General features: G+C 70.9%; 13 protein-coding genes. 11 read left to right on the forward strand and 2 right to left on the reverse strand.

Going from position 1 to position 15,605, the window contains the following annotated elements:
• Positions 1 to 675: 675 nt before the first annotated feature.
• The 6 genes from ACFY1H_RS27115 (at position 676) to ACFY1H_RS27140 (ending at position 8,214) form a co-directional block, all read left to right on the forward strand.
• The gene (locus tag ACFY1H_RS27115; protein WP_386950836.1) at positions 676 to 3,813 is read left to right on the forward strand and encodes a nitrate- and nitrite sensing domain-containing protein; all 3,138 of its coding nucleotides are present in this window, start codon (positions 676 to 678) and stop codon (positions 3,811 to 3,813) included.
• Positions 3,810 to 4,286 (forward strand): roadblock/LC7 domain-containing protein, encoded by a 477-nt coding sequence (locus tag ACFY1H_RS27120; RefSeq protein WP_370643691.1) that lies wholly within the window; start codon positions 3,810 to 3,812, stop codon positions 4,284 to 4,286. The genes ACFY1H_RS27115 and ACFY1H_RS27120 overlap by 4 nt, the downstream gene beginning before the upstream one ends.
• 27 nt (positions 4,287 to 4,313) lie before the next feature.
• Positions 4,314 to 5,078 (forward strand): DUF742 domain-containing protein, encoded by a 765-nt coding sequence (locus ACFY1H_RS27125; protein WP_366582488.1) that lies wholly within the window; start codon positions 4,314 to 4,316, stop codon positions 5,076 to 5,078.
• Entirely contained in the window at positions 5,059 to 5,667 is a 609-nt protein-coding gene (locus ACFY1H_RS27130; protein ID WP_285972089.1) for an ATP/GTP-binding protein, read from the forward strand. The genes ACFY1H_RS27125 and ACFY1H_RS27130 overlap by 20 nt, the downstream gene beginning before the upstream one ends.
• Positions 5,668 to 6,060: 393 nt before the next feature.
• Positions 6,061 to 6,486: a roadblock/LC7 domain-containing protein gene (locus tag ACFY1H_RS27135; protein WP_285972090.1), complete on the forward strand. Its 426-nt coding sequence runs from the start codon at positions 6,061 to 6,063 to the stop codon at positions 6,484 to 6,486.
• Between the two features lie 3 nt (positions 6,487 to 6,489).
• Positions 6,490 to 8,214 carry a DUF742 domain-containing protein gene (locus ACFY1H_RS27140; RefSeq protein ID WP_386950840.1) on the forward strand — a complete coding sequence of 575 codons (1,725 nt, stop codon included), beginning with the start codon at positions 6,490 to 6,492 and terminating at the stop codon, positions 8,212 to 8,214.
• 4 nt (positions 8,215 to 8,218) lie between these two features.
• On the opposite strand, the gene ACFY1H_RS27145 is transcribed toward ACFY1H_RS27140, so the two are convergent.
• Positions 8,219 to 8,788: a helix-turn-helix domain-containing protein gene (locus ACFY1H_RS27145; protein WP_366582490.1), complete on the reverse strand. Its 570-nt coding sequence runs from the start codon at positions 8,786 to 8,788 to the stop codon at positions 8,219 to 8,221.
• A gap of 105 nt (positions 8,789 to 8,893) precedes the next feature.
• Between ACFY1H_RS27145 and ACFY1H_RS27150 the strand changes: the two genes are divergently transcribed.
• Complete coding sequence (locus ACFY1H_RS27150; RefSeq protein ID WP_386950844.1) at positions 8,894 to 9,880, forward strand: aldo/keto reductase; 987 nt, start codon at positions 8,894 to 8,896, stop codon at positions 9,878 to 9,880.
• Positions 9,881 to 9,884: 4 nt separating this feature from the next.
• Here the strand turns inward: ACFY1H_RS27150 and ACFY1H_RS27155 are convergent, their stop codons facing one another.
• Entirely contained in the window at positions 9,885 to 12,125 is a 2,241-nt protein-coding gene (locus tag ACFY1H_RS27155; RefSeq protein WP_386950847.1) for a helicase-associated domain-containing protein, read from the reverse strand.
• Between the two features lie 91 nt (positions 12,126 to 12,216).
• On the opposite strand from ACFY1H_RS27155, the gene ACFY1H_RS27160 reads away from it, so the two are divergent.
• The 4 genes from ACFY1H_RS27160 to ACFY1H_RS27175 all read left to right on the forward strand — a co-directional run bounded on the left by ACFY1H_RS27160 (position 12,217) and on the right by ACFY1H_RS27175 (position 15,515).
• Complete coding sequence (locus tag ACFY1H_RS27160; protein WP_220244626.1) at positions 12,217 to 12,399, forward strand: hypothetical protein; 183 nt, start codon at positions 12,217 to 12,219, stop codon at positions 12,397 to 12,399.
• 126 nt (positions 12,400 to 12,525) lie between these two features.
• The gene (locus ACFY1H_RS27165) at positions 12,526 to 13,923 is read left to right on the forward strand and encodes an NAD-dependent malic enzyme (RefSeq protein WP_285972095.1); all 1,398 of its coding nucleotides are present in this window, start codon (positions 12,526 to 12,528) and stop codon (positions 13,921 to 13,923) included.
• A 90-nt stretch (positions 13,924 to 14,013) separates the two neighbouring features.
• The gene (moaC, locus tag ACFY1H_RS27170) at positions 14,014 to 14,487 is read left to right on the forward strand and encodes a cyclic pyranopterin monophosphate synthase MoaC (RefSeq protein ID WP_366582493.1); all 474 of its coding nucleotides are present in this window, start codon (positions 14,014 to 14,016) and stop codon (positions 14,485 to 14,487) included.
• On the forward strand, positions 14,484 to 15,515 hold the full coding sequence (locus ACFY1H_RS27175; protein ID WP_386950852.1) for a molybdenum cofactor biosynthesis protein MoaE: 1,032 nt from the start codon (positions 14,484 to 14,486) through the stop codon (positions 15,513 to 15,515). The genes moaC and ACFY1H_RS27175 overlap by 4 nt, the downstream gene beginning before the upstream one ends.
• Positions 15,516 to 15,605: the final 90 nt, after the last annotated feature.

Below are 15,605 nucleotides of genomic sequence, written 5' to 3' on the forward strand. Positions count from 1 at the left end.
TGCCTGGCTGCTCCCGGCTGTTTCAAACAAGGCCACTCCTTGGAGAATGAGGTCACATGGGTGTTGACCGGTGCTGGGTTTGGTGGGTGTGGCTCATTGTCCGGAGTCACGCGGCTACTGTAGAGAAGCGACGCATCCATCACAATGGGTGTTCATCAACGGTCCAAAAGTGGCGTGAATCACTCGATCAGGGGATCGAGGTGGTCGAGTTGAAGATCATCCGGCACGTCGGAGCCAACTACGAATCGGCTTGATCCGCTACCCGGGTGTTCCGGATCGGCTGTCAAGAGGGTTACAAATCACCGAGTCGTTCGCTACCCTCTGCTCCGGCAGTGTGAGGTGTGGACCACCGATGTAGTGAGAGTCAGCCTCGCTGAGAGGCACTCTGCGCAGGCCGGCACTCGTCGGCGGACTGGTGGCTTAGGCCTAATGGACCAGTGATCGACCAGTGCGGGGACCGAACGCCATGCAAGTACTGAACCGATTCCGCGTCCAGGGCGGCGCGAAACCGCACCTGGAAGTGGATCTTTTCCCCCGAAAGGGTGTAATGGCCCAGGTCGACCGGGCCGCTGAGGTGCCGGGCGGCCTGCCGGGAGCGTGCGGGTAGTGGTCGCGGGCACGGCAGGCTTCAACTCACAGGGTCCCTCGGGCCCGGACGAAGATGGTGGTGCGGCGGTGCCGAACGAAGACACCGCGGGGGTGGGAGGGGCCCCTGCGCGCGAAAGTGGGGTGAATCCCGCACGACGGGGTTCGGTCTTCGCGCTGAACAACTGGCGGCTTCGCTCGAAGCTCGCCCTCATCCTGATCATCCCGACGCTCACGGCGCTGGTGCTCGGCGCGCTGCGGGTCGCGGACGACGCGCAGCAGGCCGTGCAGCTCGGCCACACCGCGGACCAGGTCGCGTTCGCGGGCAAGGTGACCACGGTCATCCACGACCTGCAGGGCGAGCGCAGCCTCGCCGTCGCCCGGATCTCCTCCGGCGACGCGCTGCGCCAGACCGGGCTCGACGCGCAGATCGCGAAGGTCGACCACGACGTCGAGGACCTGCGCAACTCGCTGGTCAACCTGAATCCCGATGACCAGGCCACCGCTGATCGGTACGCCCGCGGAATCCAGCGCCTCGACGCGCTGCGCCCGCTGCGCGCGGCCGTGAGCTCCTCGTCCTACTCGGACATCGCGGTGCTCGACACCTACTCCTCCATCCTCAACTCGCTGATCCAGCTGGGCCGCGAGGTGACCACCGCGGTCACCGACCGGGACCTGCTGCGCCTGGGCAACAGCACGCAGGCCATCAGCGAGGCCAAGGAGTTCACGCTCCGCGGCGACACGGCACTGGAGATCGCGGCGTTCCGCAACGGCTTCCCCGGCGACCTCCTCGACGAGACGCGCGCCGCCGAGGCCAGTGGCGACGCGTCGATCGCGGCGTTCCTCGCGAACGCCACCGACGACCAGGTGCAGCTGTACTCCGACACCGTCTCGGGCCCGGAGGTCGACGACCGGCGCCGCATCCAGACGCAGGCGTTCTCCTTCGCGCAGCAAGGCGAAGCGCTCAACATCGACCCGACGCAGCTCGGGCAGGACAGCACCGTCGCCTCCGACAAGATGCGCGCGGTCGAGACGAACCTGCTCACGCAGCTGCGGACGCAAGCCGACGACCTGGCCAGCTCGGCCGTGCGCTCGGCGTGGGTCGGCGGTGTGATCGTGCTCGCGGCGCTCATCGCGGCGTTGATCCTGATGCTCGTGATCGCCCGCCTGATGCTGCGGCCGCTGCGCGTGCTGCGGACCACGGCGCTCGACGTGGCCTACACCCGGCTGCCGGAGACGGTTCAGTCCATTCTGGACGATCCGGACCCGGTCAACGCGTCCAAGAAGGCCGTCGACCCGGTGCCGGTCACCTCACGCGACGAGATCGGTGAAGTGGCGCGCTCGTTCGACGTGGTCCACGGTCAGGCCGTGAAGATGGCCGCCGAGCAGGCCCTGCTGCGCGAGAACGTCAACGGCATCTTCGTGAACCTCTCGCGGCGCTCGCAGCGGCTGGTGGAACGCCAGCTCGGCGTGATCGACCGGCTCGAGGCCGACGAGCAGGACCCGGACCACTTGGCGAGCCTGTTCGAGCTCGACCACCTCGCCACCCGGTTGCGGCGCAACGGTGAGTCGCTGCTGGTGCTCTCGGGCGCCGGCCTCGCGAAGTCCGTGCCCAAGCCGGTGCCGGCGGCCGACGTGATCGGCGCCGCGGTGTCGGAGATCGAGCAGTACGCCCGCATCGAGGTCGGCATCGTCCCCGAGGTCGCCGTGCAGGGCCTCGCGATCCACGACCTCGTGCACGTGCTCGCCGAGCTGCTCGACAACGCGACCTACTTCTCCGAGCCGGAGACGAAGGTCACAGTGCGGGCGGTCGTGACTCGCAAGAAGGCCCTGGCGATCCAGATCACCGACCACGGTGTCGGCATGACGGAGGACCGGCTCGCCGAGGTCAACCAGCGCCTGGCCGACCCACCGGACCTCGACGTCTCGGTGACGCGGCGAATGGGTCTGTACGTGGTCGCGCGCCTGGCCCAGCGCCACGGCATCGAGGTGCGGCTGCGCGAGAACGAGGACATCGAGGGCGGCGTGATCGCCCGCGTGGTGGTGCCGGCGGAGCTGCTCACGCAGCTGCGCGTGGCCAACCCCATGCCGCGCCACACGCCGCCGCCGTTGAACCGCAACGAGGTCTCGCACCCGAGCCTGCCGTCGGTCAACCGGCAGCAGTTCGACCAGTTCGACTCGCAGTTCGACGCGACGCCGCCGAGTTCCACGCCCGCTTCGGCACCGCCCCCGGCTCCGGCCGCACCGGCCGTGCCGGCGCAGTCCAACGGTGGCCTCGTGCCGCTCGACCAGCCGATCAGCCTCGACGACCTGGTGGCGGGAAACCGTGCCGCAGGGCCGTTCCTGAGCCCCGAGGCGTCGCTGCCGGAAGCGCCGGCGTGGCCCACGGCCGAGGACCTCGCCCCGCTCACCCAGCAGTCCAACGGGGATGGTGCGAGCCTGTCGGAGACCCAGTTCCCGCCGCTGGTGCTCCCGAAGCGCGAACCGAAGTACGTCGCGCCGGAGGAGCCGAAGCGGGAGGAATCGGCCGTGGACGACGGCGCGTCGGCCCTCGAGGACGACGTGCCCACGCGGCGCCTGCCGATCTACCAGTCGGTGCTCTCGCGGTGGTTCAGCGAGGGCAGCGAGGACGGCGAACCCGGTGCGTCCGACGAGGTCGGCGCCCCGGCTGCCGACGCGGCCCCGGCCGAGGCGGCTCCGGCGGAACCGGAAGCCGCCGAGGCACCCGGGGCCCCGGCGACGAACGGGTCCTCGGCCGCCGCCGAGGAGCCGTCCGGGATCGACGGCGCCTTCGACAGCCGTGAGGAGGAGCCGATCGAAGCGACGCCTCTCTACCCCGGTTCCGACGACGGCTGGAGCAGCGCGTCGGACGAGGGCTGGCAGGCCGCGCAGTCGTTGCTGGAGAAGAAGGCCGAGGAGATCACGCCGGCGGGCCTGCCGAAGCGGGTGCCCAACGCGTACCTCGTGCCCGGTTCGATCGGGGGCGACTCGGCACCGGATGACCAGCACAATTCGTTCACCGACGCGACTGCCGGTCTGCCCGGAACGGGTGCTATCACCCGCTCGGCCGCCGCGGCCCGCAACAGGATGGCAAGCTTCCAGCGTGGGTACACCTCCGGACGGCACGCATTGAAGGATCGGCCGGCCGACGAAGCCCGGCTCGACGACGAAGGCGTACGGGTCACCGGGTCCGGGTATGTGAGCGACAGCAGTGAGGAGCGACAGTGACACGGGCGGGTGCAGTGCAGCCGGGGGGCGGCTCGGCGCAGCCGAACGGCAGGGCCGGCGGCGGCGTGGCGGGCAGCTTCGCGTGGCTGATCACGGACTTCGTCCACCGGGTTCCGGGCGCGGCCCACGCGGTGGTCGTTTCGGCCGACGGGCTCCTGCTCGCGGCTTCGCGAGGGCTGCCGAAGGACCGGGCCGACCAGCTGGCGGCGGTCGCCTCCGGGCTGACCAGCCTGGCGCGCGGCGCGGCGAAGGTGTTCGAAGGCGGCCCGGTCGCGCAGACCGTGGTCGAGATGGCCAACGGCTTCCTCTTCCTGATGTCGGTTTCCGACGGCTCGTGCCTCGCGGTGCTGGGCGCGCCGGACAGCGACATCGGTCTCGTCGTGTACGAGATGACGTTGCTGGTCGAACGAGTCGGCCAGCAGCTGACGCCGGAAATGCGCGCGCAACTGCAGGGCGCTGCGATCCGCCGCTAGGCGGATCGGGAACTTCAGGAGCAGACCGTGGACGACGGGCGCTTGAGGGGCGATGGCCGGCTCGGTGACGACTTCACCGGCGGCTGGGCCGAGGCCGGCGAAGGCCGGGAGGACTGGAAGTCCTTCCGGGACCGAGTGGACCGCGAGTGGCGCGCCCGGCGCGCCACAGGATCCGACGCGGACCCGGTGCGGGAGCCGCCGAACTGGCTGACGGACTCCAACGCCGGGCAGCAGCCGATCACCGGCGAGTACCGCGACCGCCTCCTGGGCGGCCCGGGTGCCGAGCTGTTCGGCGGCGCGAGCGGGCCGCTGTACGACTCCGCGGAGTTCGCGGCGTTCAGCGCGCAGCGCGACGGCTCGCCGGGACCGTCGTCCAACGAGCTGGCCGAAGCCCTGCCGCTGCAGGCGGCGGGCGAGTTCGTCGACGAACCGCCGGTGGCCGAGGTGGAGACGTCCGGGCTCGTGCGCCCGTACTTCCGCACGCGCGGCCGGACGAGGCCGACCTACGACCTCGCGATCGAGGCCCTGGTCTCGACCAGCGAACAGGGGCGCGTGCTGGACCGCGTGCGCGTGCCCGAGCACCGGTCCATCTGCGATCTGTGCATCGACACCCGCTCGGTCGCGGAGGTGGCGGCGCTGCTGCGCCTGCCGCTCGGCGTCGTGCGGGTGCTCATTGGTGACGTGGCGGGTCTCGGACTGGTGCTGGTGCACACCACCAGCAGCACTTCCTCGGGCGACCGCCCCAGTATCGAGTTCATGGAAAGGGTGCTCAGTGGGCTTCGGAGAATTTGACTCCGACGCGAACACACCGCAGGTGACGGGTCCGACCTCGTCGGCCAAGATCGTGGTCGCGGGTGGGTTCGGTTCGGGCAAGACGACGCTGGTCGGGGCGATCTCGGAGATCGACCCGCTGACCACCGAGGCCATGATGACCGAGGCGAGTGTCGGCCACGACGACACTTCGGCCACGCCGAACAAGACGACCACCACGGTCGCCATGGACTTCGGCCGGATCTCGCTCGACTCGGACCTCGTGCTGTACGTGTTCGGCACGCCGGGCCAGCACCGGTTCTGGTTCATGTGGGACGACCTCGCCGTCGGGGCGATCGGGGCCGTGGTGCTGGTGGACACGCGCCGCCTCGCCGACGCGTTCCCGTCCATCGACTTCTTCGAGAACCGGAAACTGCCGTACGTGGTCGCGATCAACTGCTTCGACCGGTTGCTGCACCACCAGATCGAAGACGTGCGGCACGCGCTGACGATCTCACCGTCGGTGCCGATCATGGCCTGCGACGCGCGCGAGCGTGACTCCGCCAAGCAGGTGCTGATCTCGGTCGTGCAGCACGCCATCGCTCACGACACGGCACTGAGGGCAGGCTAGAACCCGAGTACCCGGAACCGGGTGCGGCCGTTGGAGTGAACTCCACGTGCTTCACCCGCTTCGGGGAGTGGTGCCTCCGACCGGAGTAGGGCCCCGCGCCCGCTCTTCGGTACGGTCGGGGCCGGCAAGGCCCGAACGGGCAGCCGAACGGTCGGTGACCTGCGCAGACACCCCGCTGCGCACAGTTGCCGGCGCCACCACCGAGTGACCCACGTAGGCGTGGTCCCGCTGGGCTTCGCGCGGTGTGCGTCCGTATCGGTACGCACAGTGCTCGGGTGCTCGCCCGACGCGGACTCGACAGTGTCGGGCGGGTGAATACGCTGGAACGGCGTCTTCACGCCCGCCCGGCGATCATGGCGGTGTTCGGCGGTGTTCGACCAGTTTGGAGGGACAGTGACCGTTTCCGGCCAGGAAGGCCAGGGCACGTTCAGCTGGCTGATCACGGACTTCGTGCGCCGGGTGCCCGGCGCCGCCCACGCCGTGCTGGTGTCGGCCGACGGTCTCCTGCTCGCGCCGTCGGAAGGTCTGCCGCAGGAGCGCGCCGAACAGCTCTCGGCCGTCGCGTCGGGCCTCGTGAGCCTCACTCAGGGCGCCGCGCGGTGCTTCGAGGCCGGTGGTGTGAACCAGACGGTGGTCGAGATGGAGCTCGGGTACCTGTTCCTGATGTCGGTGTCCGATGGGTCGTCGCTGGCCGTGCTGGCCGCCCCCACGTGTGACATCGGCACGGTCGCGTACGAGATGACGCTGCTCGTAGAGCGCGTCGGCCAGCAGATCACGCCGGAACTGCGCGCCCAGCTCCAGGGCGGGGTGCGTGGTTAGTACATGAGGATCTCCGGCTTCGGCGAACAAGACACGGGCGCTTGGGACGCGCTGCACAAGGGGACCGATCGTGAAGGCGTGGACTCGCCGAGCCATTTCGAGCTGAGCACGCTGAAGACGATGCTGCCGCACCGGCGGCCGGCTGCTTCCGCGGTGCCGCCGCCTGCACCTGTTCGTCCCGTTGCTCCGGTTCCGGCTGCTCCCGAGTCTTCGTCGTCTTCCGAGTACTACGACGATGACGGGTACGAGTGGGTCGAGGACGGGGAGTCGGGGTACTGGCAGGAGACCGGGACTTCCTCGGGCTACTACGACGCCGAGTCGTACCTGACGCACGAGGACCGGCAGGTGCCGGAGGACTCCGCGTACTACCAGGCTCCGGAGCGGCGGCACCTGGCCGCGGTGGAGGAGCCTGAGAGCGCGGCGGGGTACGAGCAGGATGCTGCTTACGCCTCGGGGTACCAGCGGGTTCCGGAGTCCTACGGCTATGAACCGGCTCCTTCGGACGCGACTTACGCTTCGGGCTACCAGCAAGCTCCTGTCGCTGACGACTACCACCGCGGGACACCGGCTCCCGACGCTTACGCCACGGGCTACGAGCAGGCTCCCGCCTCCGATGCGGCTCATGCCACGCGGTACCGCCAAGCACCGGCTTCCGATGCCTATGCGACGGAGTACCACCAGGCGCCGGGCTCCGATGCGGCCCCGGGCTACCACGAGGCGCCGGCGTCTGACACGGCCTACTTCCAGGCTCCCGTATCCGACGCCGCTTACTCCTCGGGCTACGACCAGGCTCCGGTCTCCGACGCGGCTTTTGCTTCCGGCTACCACCAGACGCCCGCTCCGGATTCCTACGCTCCGGGCTATCAGCACGCCGAGCCGTACTCCTCCGGCCACCACCAGCTGCCTGCGTCCGATGCCGGCTATCCGGCGGACTACAACCGTTCTGCCGCACCGGAGTCGTACGCCGAGCACCACCGCGCATCCGGCGACGAGTACTCCTCGGGCTACTTCGAAGCGCCTGCCTACGAGTCGGCCGAGTCGACCGGCCGCCACGCTGTCGTAGCGCCTTCGCACCAGGACCAGCGCCGCGCCGCCGTCGACATCGCCGACCGCGACCGGCCGCACCGGCCCACGCCGGCCGACACCGGCTACCTCCCGCCGGCCGACGCCCAGCACCGCCTCGCCGAGCCCCCGGAGCGCATCACCGGCCGCCGCCGCGCGCCCGAACCCGTTGCGCCGCAGCAGGATTCGTATGCGCCGGAGCCTGCCACGCAGCAGTACGCTCCCGAACCCGTTGCGGCACACCAGGATCAGGACCCGACCGAGCCGTACTCACCCGAGCCCGAGCAGGCCTGGTCCCGCGAAGACCGCACTCCGGCGGCGAAACCGGCCAAGTCCCGCGTCCGCCCCTACGCCCGCACCCGCGGCCGCACGCGCTCCGACCACAACCTCGCGCTCGAAGCCCTCGTCTCCACCAGCGACGACGGCCGCCGCTACCGGGGTGTGCGCTCGATCGAGCACCGCCGCATCTGCGACCTCTGCCTGGACACCCGCTCGGTCGCGGAGATCGCCGCCCACCTCCACCTGCCGCTCGGCGTGGTGAAGGTCCTGGTCGGCGACATGGCCGACATCGGCCTGGTCCTCATCCACCAGACCGAACTCGTGCTGGGCGACCGCTCCTCGCGCGACTTCATGGAGCGCGTGCTGCAGGGCCTGCGCAACCTCTGAGCCGTCAGAGGGCGCTGCCGGTGCCGGCTCCGCGCAGCAGCGTGTCGACGACGATCGTCGCGAGCGCGTCGGGGCTCTTGGCGTCCGTGTCCTGCGCGGCTTCGTGGATGAGCGCGTAGTAGACGCGGCGGGTCCAGTCCAGGTCCACGTCCGCGCGCAGCACGCCGGCTTCCTGCGCGCGCCGGAACAGCCGCGCGCAAGTTTCGCGCACCTCCTCGTGCACCCGCGCGACCTCGGGGTTCGCCGAGGACGCCTGGCTCATCGCGAAGCCCCAGCCGATCTTCACGCCGAGGACGTTCGCCGTCGCCTGGTACAGCGCCACCAGTGGCGGCACGGCATCCGGGTGCGCGGCGTCCACCGCGGAGGCGAAGCGCTGCGTGGCCCACAGTGCCAGCGCGTCGACGAGAGCTTCCCTGGTCGCGAACCGCCGGTGCACGGTCGTCCGCGCGACGCCGGCGGCCTCGGCGACCTGCTCCATCGTCGCGGCCGGATCGCGGCTGAAGGTCTGCTCGGCCGCCTCGAGGATCGCGGTCATCGTCCGCTCGGCGTCCGCGCGCAGGGGTCGGGTGCTCATGGCGAAACTTTACATCACTGTACCCGTTCTCCTCTTAGTTGCGTCATTTATGTTGCAAGTAGTAGCTTACCTGCACGTCGATGACGCACCTGGGAGGTAATCGCCATGGAGTACACCCGCCTTGGCCGCAGTGGGCTCACGGTCTCGCGGCTCGTCCTCGGGACCATGAACTTCGGCTCGCGAACGTCCGAAGAGGACAGTCACGCCCTCATGGACCGCGCGCACGAGCACGGCATCACGTTCTTCGACACCGCCAACGCGTACGGCGAGCAGCCCGGCGGCACCGAGGAGATCCTCGGCCGCTGGTTCGCCCGCGGCGGCGACCGGCGTGAGCGGACCGTGCTGGCCACGAAGCTCTTCTCGCCGACCGGCGACGGCCCGAACGACCGCGGCCTGTCCGCGCGCCACATCCGCCACGCGATCGACGCGTCCCTGCGCCGGCTGCGCACCGACCACGTCGACCTGTACCAGATGCACCACATCGACCGCGCCACGCCGTGGGACGAGATCTGGTCGGCGTTCGAAGTCCTTCACCAGCAAGGAAAAGTGCTGTACTTCGGCTCGTCCAACTTCGCCGGCTGGCACCTCGCCCAAGCGCAGGAGGCCGCGGCGTCACGGCACTTCCTCGGCCTGGTGAGCGAGCAGTCGATCTACAACCTGCTGTCGCGCTGGGCCGAGCTCGAAGTGCTCCCCGCCGCCCGGGCCTACGGCCTCGGCGTCATCCCCTGGTCCCCGCTCCACGGCGGCATCCTCAGCGGGGTGCTCCGCAAACAACGCGACGGCAGCGCCGACCGCAGCGGCACCGGCCTGTGGGCGGCCAGCCTCACCGCCCACGCCGACTCCGTCGCGGAGTACGAGAAGCTCTGCGCCGACCTCGGCGAAGACCCCGCCCACGTCGGCCTGGCCTGGCTGCTGGCCCAGGACGGCGTCACGGGTCCCGTCATCGGCCCCCGCACCGCAGCCCACCTCGACGGCTCACTGCGCGCCCTCGAGCTGAAGCTGGACGCGGACACCCTCGCCGAGCTGGACCGGATCTTCCCGGCCCCGGGTCCGAACGGCGCGAAACCGGCGCCGGAGGCCTATGCCTGGTGAAGGCCTACTCCTCCACCAACGCGGCCGAAGTGATCCGGTGCAACGGATACCGCTCGTGATCCGTTCCCTCCAGCACGCCGCCGCCCACGCGTACGGGACGCACGACGCGCTGGCTGGCCGTGCCGCGGGAGTCGACGAAGCCGATCCACACCTCGCGGCGTTCGAGGGTCGCGCGGGAGAGCAGTTCGAGCGTCGCCGTCGTGTCGGCGCCCCCGCCGGAGTGGGCGCGAACGGCGGAGCCGCGGCGGCGGGCGGTGGCCGCGTCGCCGGCGCGGAGGTTGGCGACGATGCGCGTGGCCTGGTCGTCGGTGAGCACGGCCTGCTCGCCGGGGCGTGAGCGGGCCGCTCGCGTGCGCGCGGGCAGCCGTCGGCCGGACGGGCGGATGTCGACGACGCGGCCGTCCGGGCCTTCGGCGGCGGGTGCGAAACCCGCACTGCGCAAGGCTTCCAGGACTTCGCCGAGCGGCACGGGGCTGATCAGGACCGTCGGTGCGATCATGCGGAGGTCGTAGTCCGCGGCGACGGGGTGGGCGAGCACCTCGGCCAGCAGGGCCTCGTCGTCACAACGAAGGAACGAGCCGGCGGCCCCGCCGCGCAGGCGGCCGTGGCGGCGGGCGACGTCGTCGATCAAGTACGTGAGCGCCTGCGGCACGGGGGTGGCGGACTTGGCGCGGAACAGCGCGTGGAGCTCGTCGGCCGTGCGGCCGGTGTCGAGGGCGCGGCGCACGGTCGTCTCGGTGACGCGGTAGACCGTCGCGTGCCCGGCCGACTCGATGTCGGCGACGGCGGCCATGGCGGTCGCCAGCTCGGGCTCGAGCGGTCCCGGCGCGACGACCGTGAGGTCCGCCTGCACCAGCACGTGGTCGACCGGCGTGGGAAGGGCGTCGTGCATCGCCTCGACGGCGCCGGGGCGGTCGTCCTCCAGCAGCAGCCGCGTGGCGGTGGTCAGCGCGCCCAGGCCGACCAGGCCCAGCGCCGACGCCTCGGCCATCGTCCAGCGCACGGTCTCGTCGCGCAGCCGCCCGCCTCGCCGCGGCGCGCGCCACGCGAGCACGGCCACCAGCTCGTCCACGCTCTTCACCCCGGACCCGGGTGCCAAGTCGCCCAAGGCAATGAGCACCCGGCGCCGCGAAACCGGCGCGAGCGGCCGGCGCAGGTCCTCCGACAACGGCGCGATCGGCTTGTCCTTCGCGTCCCGCCCGCCGGCCAGCCCGGGCAGCCGAGGCAGCTCCAGCCACGCCTGCGCGAGCGTCATCCAGCGCTGCACGGTCGGCGACGCGAGCCACGAATCCGTGAGCGTGGTCGGCACCCACTCCGGTGTCGTCGCCTCGCTGTCGGCCGCCAAACCGGCGCCCACGGCCAGCTCCGCGACGAACGACGCGCGCGCCTCGTCGGTCTCCAGGTCCTTCGCCAGCTTCCGCAGCTCCCGCACACCCAGCCCACCGGACTTGAGCACGGGTGGCGGCGTGACCGACCACGAACGCAGCAGCGTTTCCATCTGCCGCAACAGCTCCATCGCCTCGCCGGCCGCGGTGGAGTCCACAGTGTCCGTCTGATGTGGATGGACGGGCAGCTCCGGCTCGACCAGTGTGGCCGCCTCGAACGCCACCCCGCCGCGCAGCAGCAGACCCAGCTCGCGCGGCAGCTCCACCGTCTGGTCGTCACGCCGCAGCAGCAGCGAGCGCGCCAGCAGCTTCTGCACGGGCGTGGCCGCGTCGGACAGCGAGACGTCGAAGCTCGCGTCGCGCGTGCGCCCGATCGGCGGGCCCGCGGCCAGCGCCGTCAGCACCTTCCGCTCGTCGTCGCCGACCTCGGCCAGCCGTGCGGCCAAGTCGGTCGAAGCCAGCGCCGGCGACGGCGCCCCGAGGCCCGCCGGGAACGGCCCCAGCGCATCCCGGGCCGCGGGCGGCACCCGCAGCTCGTCGTCCTCGCCCCAGACAAGCGCCCGCGCCCGCAACCGCGTCAACGAGCCCGAAATGTCCGTTCCGACCAGTGCGGCCACCTCAGCCAGCGAAACCGGTGCAGTGTCCGCCCCCGCCACGAGGAAGCCGTCGAGGACGGCCAGGGTGAACGTGTCGAGGTCCTCGCAGGCGCGCGCGACGGAGCCCGGCGTGCCGGCGCGCGTGGCCAGCACGGTGGTGTCGGAAGGTGGCGGGGTCGACAGATCGCGACGGGTGCGCAGCAGGTCGGCGAGTGCGTCGTCGGACTCCGCACGCAGCCAGTCCGCCAGAGAGGTCGCGGGCATAGACGTCCAGGATACCGGGCGGGTGAGCGGGCGCCGGGGGTGTTCGGGCAGACTGTGGGCGAACCGGCGGCACCAGTCGATGGAGGGCGTTGTGGCGAAGGGCGAGAACGGCAGGAAAAAGGGCATCGACCCCACCTGGCCGGCGGAAGACGGTGAGCACCCCGTGTCGGAGCTCGCGTCCGACCGTCAGGGGGCGCTGTCGCCGTTCGGCGACCTGACCTTCCCGCTCGACTCGGTGCCCTACGTGCACCCGGAGACGGAAATCAACCGCTGATTCCCCACTTCTGGGGAAACAACCGTAGTTACTGGTCAGTCACCCGGTTGGGGTCGGGTGGCGGCGGTCACGGGGCTAGTGTTCGAAGCGTCCTAGCCACAGGTTTCCCAGCGGGGAGTTAGTGCCATGCCGGTTCCCGGTCCCGGGTATTCGATCACCGTCCGGGTCGAGGCCCCGGCTTCCTCCACGGCCGCCGGTGACCTCACCACCGCCGTCGGCCGCGTCGGCGGGGTGCTCACGGCGTTCGACGTCGTCGAGTCGCACGCCGACACGATCGTGGTCGACATCAGCGCCAACGCGCTGTCGGAGAACCACGCGCAGGACATCACCCAGGCACTCGACTCGCTGCCCGGCGTGAAGGTCCGCAAGGTCTCCGACCGGACGTTCCTGATCCACCTCGGCGGCAAGATCGAGGTCACGCCCAAGGTCGCGCTCCGCAACCGTGACGACCTCTCCCGCGCGTACACCCCGGGTGTCGCCCGGGTGTGCCAGGCCATCGCCGCGAACCCCGAGGACGCGCGCCGCCTGACCATCAAGCGCAACACCGTGGCCGTGGTCACGGACGGCTCGGCCGTGCTCGGCCTCGGCAACATCGGCCCGGCCGCCGCGCTGCCCGTGATGGAGGGCAAGGCGGCGCTGTTCAAGAAGTTCGCGGGCGTCGACGCGTGGCCGGTGTGCCTGGACACGCAGGACACCGAGGAGATCATCAAGATCGTCAAGGCGATCGCGCCGGTCTACGCGGGCATCAACCTCGAGGACATCGCCGCGCCGCGCTGCTTCGAGATCGAGGCGCGCCTGCGTGAGCAGCTCGACATCCCGGTGTTCCACGACGACCAGCACGGCACCGCGATCGTCGTCGTCGCGGCCCTGCGCAACGCGCTGCGCGTGGTCGGCAAGGAGATCGAGGACTGCAAGATCGTGGTCAGCGGCGTCGGCGCGGCCGGCTCGGCCATCATCCGGCTGCTCCTGCGCAAGAACCCGGGTGACATCGTGGCCGCCGACATCGATGGCATCGTCCACCCGGACCGCGGCAACCTCGACGACAACCTGACCTGGATCGCGAACCACACCAACCGGGACAAGCAGGCCGGCACGCTGCACGAGGCCCTCGTGAACGCCGACGTCTTCATCGGCGTCTCGGCCCCGAACCTCTTCGGCGCCGACCAGGTGGCGACGATGAACAAGGACGCCGTGGTCTTCGCACTGGCCAACCCGGACCCGGAGATCGACCCGCTCGAGGCGCAGCAGCACGCCGCCGTGGTCGCCACCGGTCGCAGCGACTTCCCGAACCAGATCAACAACGTGCTGGCGTTCCCCGGCGTCTTCCGCGGCCTGCTCGACGCCGCGGCGCACAACATCGACGACAACATGCTGCTCGCCGCCGCCGACGCGATCGCCGACGTGGTGGACCAGAGCCGGCTCAACGCGTCGTTCATCGTGCCGAGCGTGTTCGACAACGCGGTGGCCCCGGCCGTCGCCGAAGCCGTGAAGGCGGCCGTGCGCGCGGAGGCCACGGCCGGCTGAGTTCCTGAGACGCCGGAAGGCCCCGCCATCGCCAACCGCGGTGACGGGGCCTTTTTGTCGGCCGGGACACCGCTGGCATAGCCTCCTGGGGTGAGTGAACTCAGCCACGTCGACGAAACCGGCGCCGCGCGGATGGTCGACGTCTCCGGCAAGACGGCGACCGCGCGCACGGCGCTCGCCGGCGGCACGGTGCACACCACCGCCGAGGTGGTGGATCTGTTGTCCGCCAACGGGTTGCCGAAGGGCGACGCACTGGCGACGGCCCGGATCGCCGGCATCATGGGCGCCAAGCGCGTGCCGGAACTGATCCCGCTGTGTCACCAGATCGCGTTGTCCGGCGTGAAGGTGGAGTTCGAACTGGACTCCACCGCCGTCCACATCAGCGCGACGGCGAAGACCACCGACGTCACCGGTGTCGAGATGGAGGCCCTCACGGCCGTCGCGGTCGCGGGGCTCACACTGCACGACATGATCAAGGCCGTGGATCCGGCCGCGACGCTCGACAACGTCCGCCTGATCCGCAAGGACGGCGGCAAGACCGGCACGTGGGAGCGGCAGTCATGAGCGAGGCACGGGTGATCGTGGCGTCCAACCGGGCCGCGAAGGGCGTCTACGAGGACAAAACCGGCCCGGTGCTCGTGGAGTGGCTCGCCGGGCGCGGTTACGCGGTACCCGACCCGGTGGTCGTCGAAGACGGCGAACCGGTGGGAATCGCCTTGCGTGCGGCGGTTTCCGAGGGCGTCGCGGTGGTCCTGACCACCGGCGGCACGGGCATTTCGCCGACCGACCGCACTCCGGACGTCACGCGCGGAGTGCTGGACTACGAACTTCCGGGCGTCGCGGACGCGATCCGCTCCGCGGGCCTGCCGCACGTGCCGACGGCTGTCTTGTCGCGTGGCCTCGCCGGTGTCGCGGGCCGCACGCTCGTCGTCAACCTGCCGGGCTCGCGCGGCGGAGTGAAGGACGGATTGGGCGTGCTGGAGGGAATCCTGGACCACGCCGTGGACCAGCTCGCCGGTGGTGACCACCCGCGGCCCGCCGCGGAAGACCAGGCCAACGCCGACCAAGCCGCGGAGTCCACGGAGAACTCCGCCTCCGTCGCCGACGCGATCGCCGCGGACTCGCTGCCGGCGGATCCGCTCGAAGCCAAGACGCCGAGCACACCTCCGGTTCGCATCCTCCGCGCGGAGGTCAGCGACCAGCCGCTGTCCGTCGACGAGCACGCCCGTCTCGTGGAGGACGACGCGGCCGGTGCCGTCGTCACCTTCGGCGGGGTGGTGCGCGACCACGACGGCGGCAAGGGCGTGCGTGACCTCATCTACGAAGGCCACCCCACCGCGGGCGACGTGCTCGCGCAGGTCGTCACCGAGCTCGCCGCGGGCTGGACGGGCGTTCGCGCCGTGGCCGTGAGCCACCGCGTCGGCCCGCTCGCCATCGGCGACGTGGCGCTGGCGTGCGCGGTCGCCGCCGAACACCGCGGCCAGGCTTTCGCGGCCTGCGCGGAGCTCGTCGACGAGGTGAAGGCCCGCCTCCCGATCTGGAAGCACCAGCACTTCACCGACGGCTCCGACGAATGGGTCAACTCACCCTGATCCGCCGGGGCCGCCGTTCGCCAGACCCCACGAAGGGCCCCACCGCCGGGGGAATTCGCGGTGGGGCCCTTTCGTCGGATCACAGCCAAC

Source organism: Amycolatopsis sp. NPDC001319, from assembly GCF_042896185.1.
Taxonomy (GTDB): domain Bacteria; phylum Actinomycetota; class Actinomycetes; order Mycobacteriales; family Pseudonocardiaceae; genus Amycolatopsis.

Bases quoted from the DNA above. Each gene is read 5' to 3' on its own strand.
- ACFY1H_RS27140 (WP_386950840.1), top strand. From the start codon at position 6,490: ATGAGGATCTCCGGCTTCGGCGAACAAGACACGGGCGCTTGGGACGCG.
- ACFY1H_RS27145 (WP_366582490.1), bottom strand. From the start codon at position 8,788: ATGAGCACCCGACCCCTGCGCGCGGACGCCGAGCGGACGATGACCGCG.
- ACFY1H_RS27150 (WP_386950844.1), top strand. From the start codon at position 8,894: ATGGAGTACACCCGCCTTGGCCGCAGTGGGCTCACGGTCTCGCGGCTC.
- ACFY1H_RS27155 (WP_386950847.1), bottom strand. From the start codon at position 12,125: ATGCCCGCGACCTCTCTGGCGGACTGGCTGCGTGCGGAGTCCGACGAC.
- ACFY1H_RS27165 (WP_285972095.1), top strand. From the start codon at position 12,526: ATGCCGGTTCCCGGTCCCGGGTATTCGATCACCGTCCGGGTCGAGGCC.
- ACFY1H_RS27175 (WP_386950852.1), top strand. From the start codon at position 14,484: ATGAGCGAGGCACGGGTGATCGTGGCGTCCAACCGGGCCGCGAAGGGC.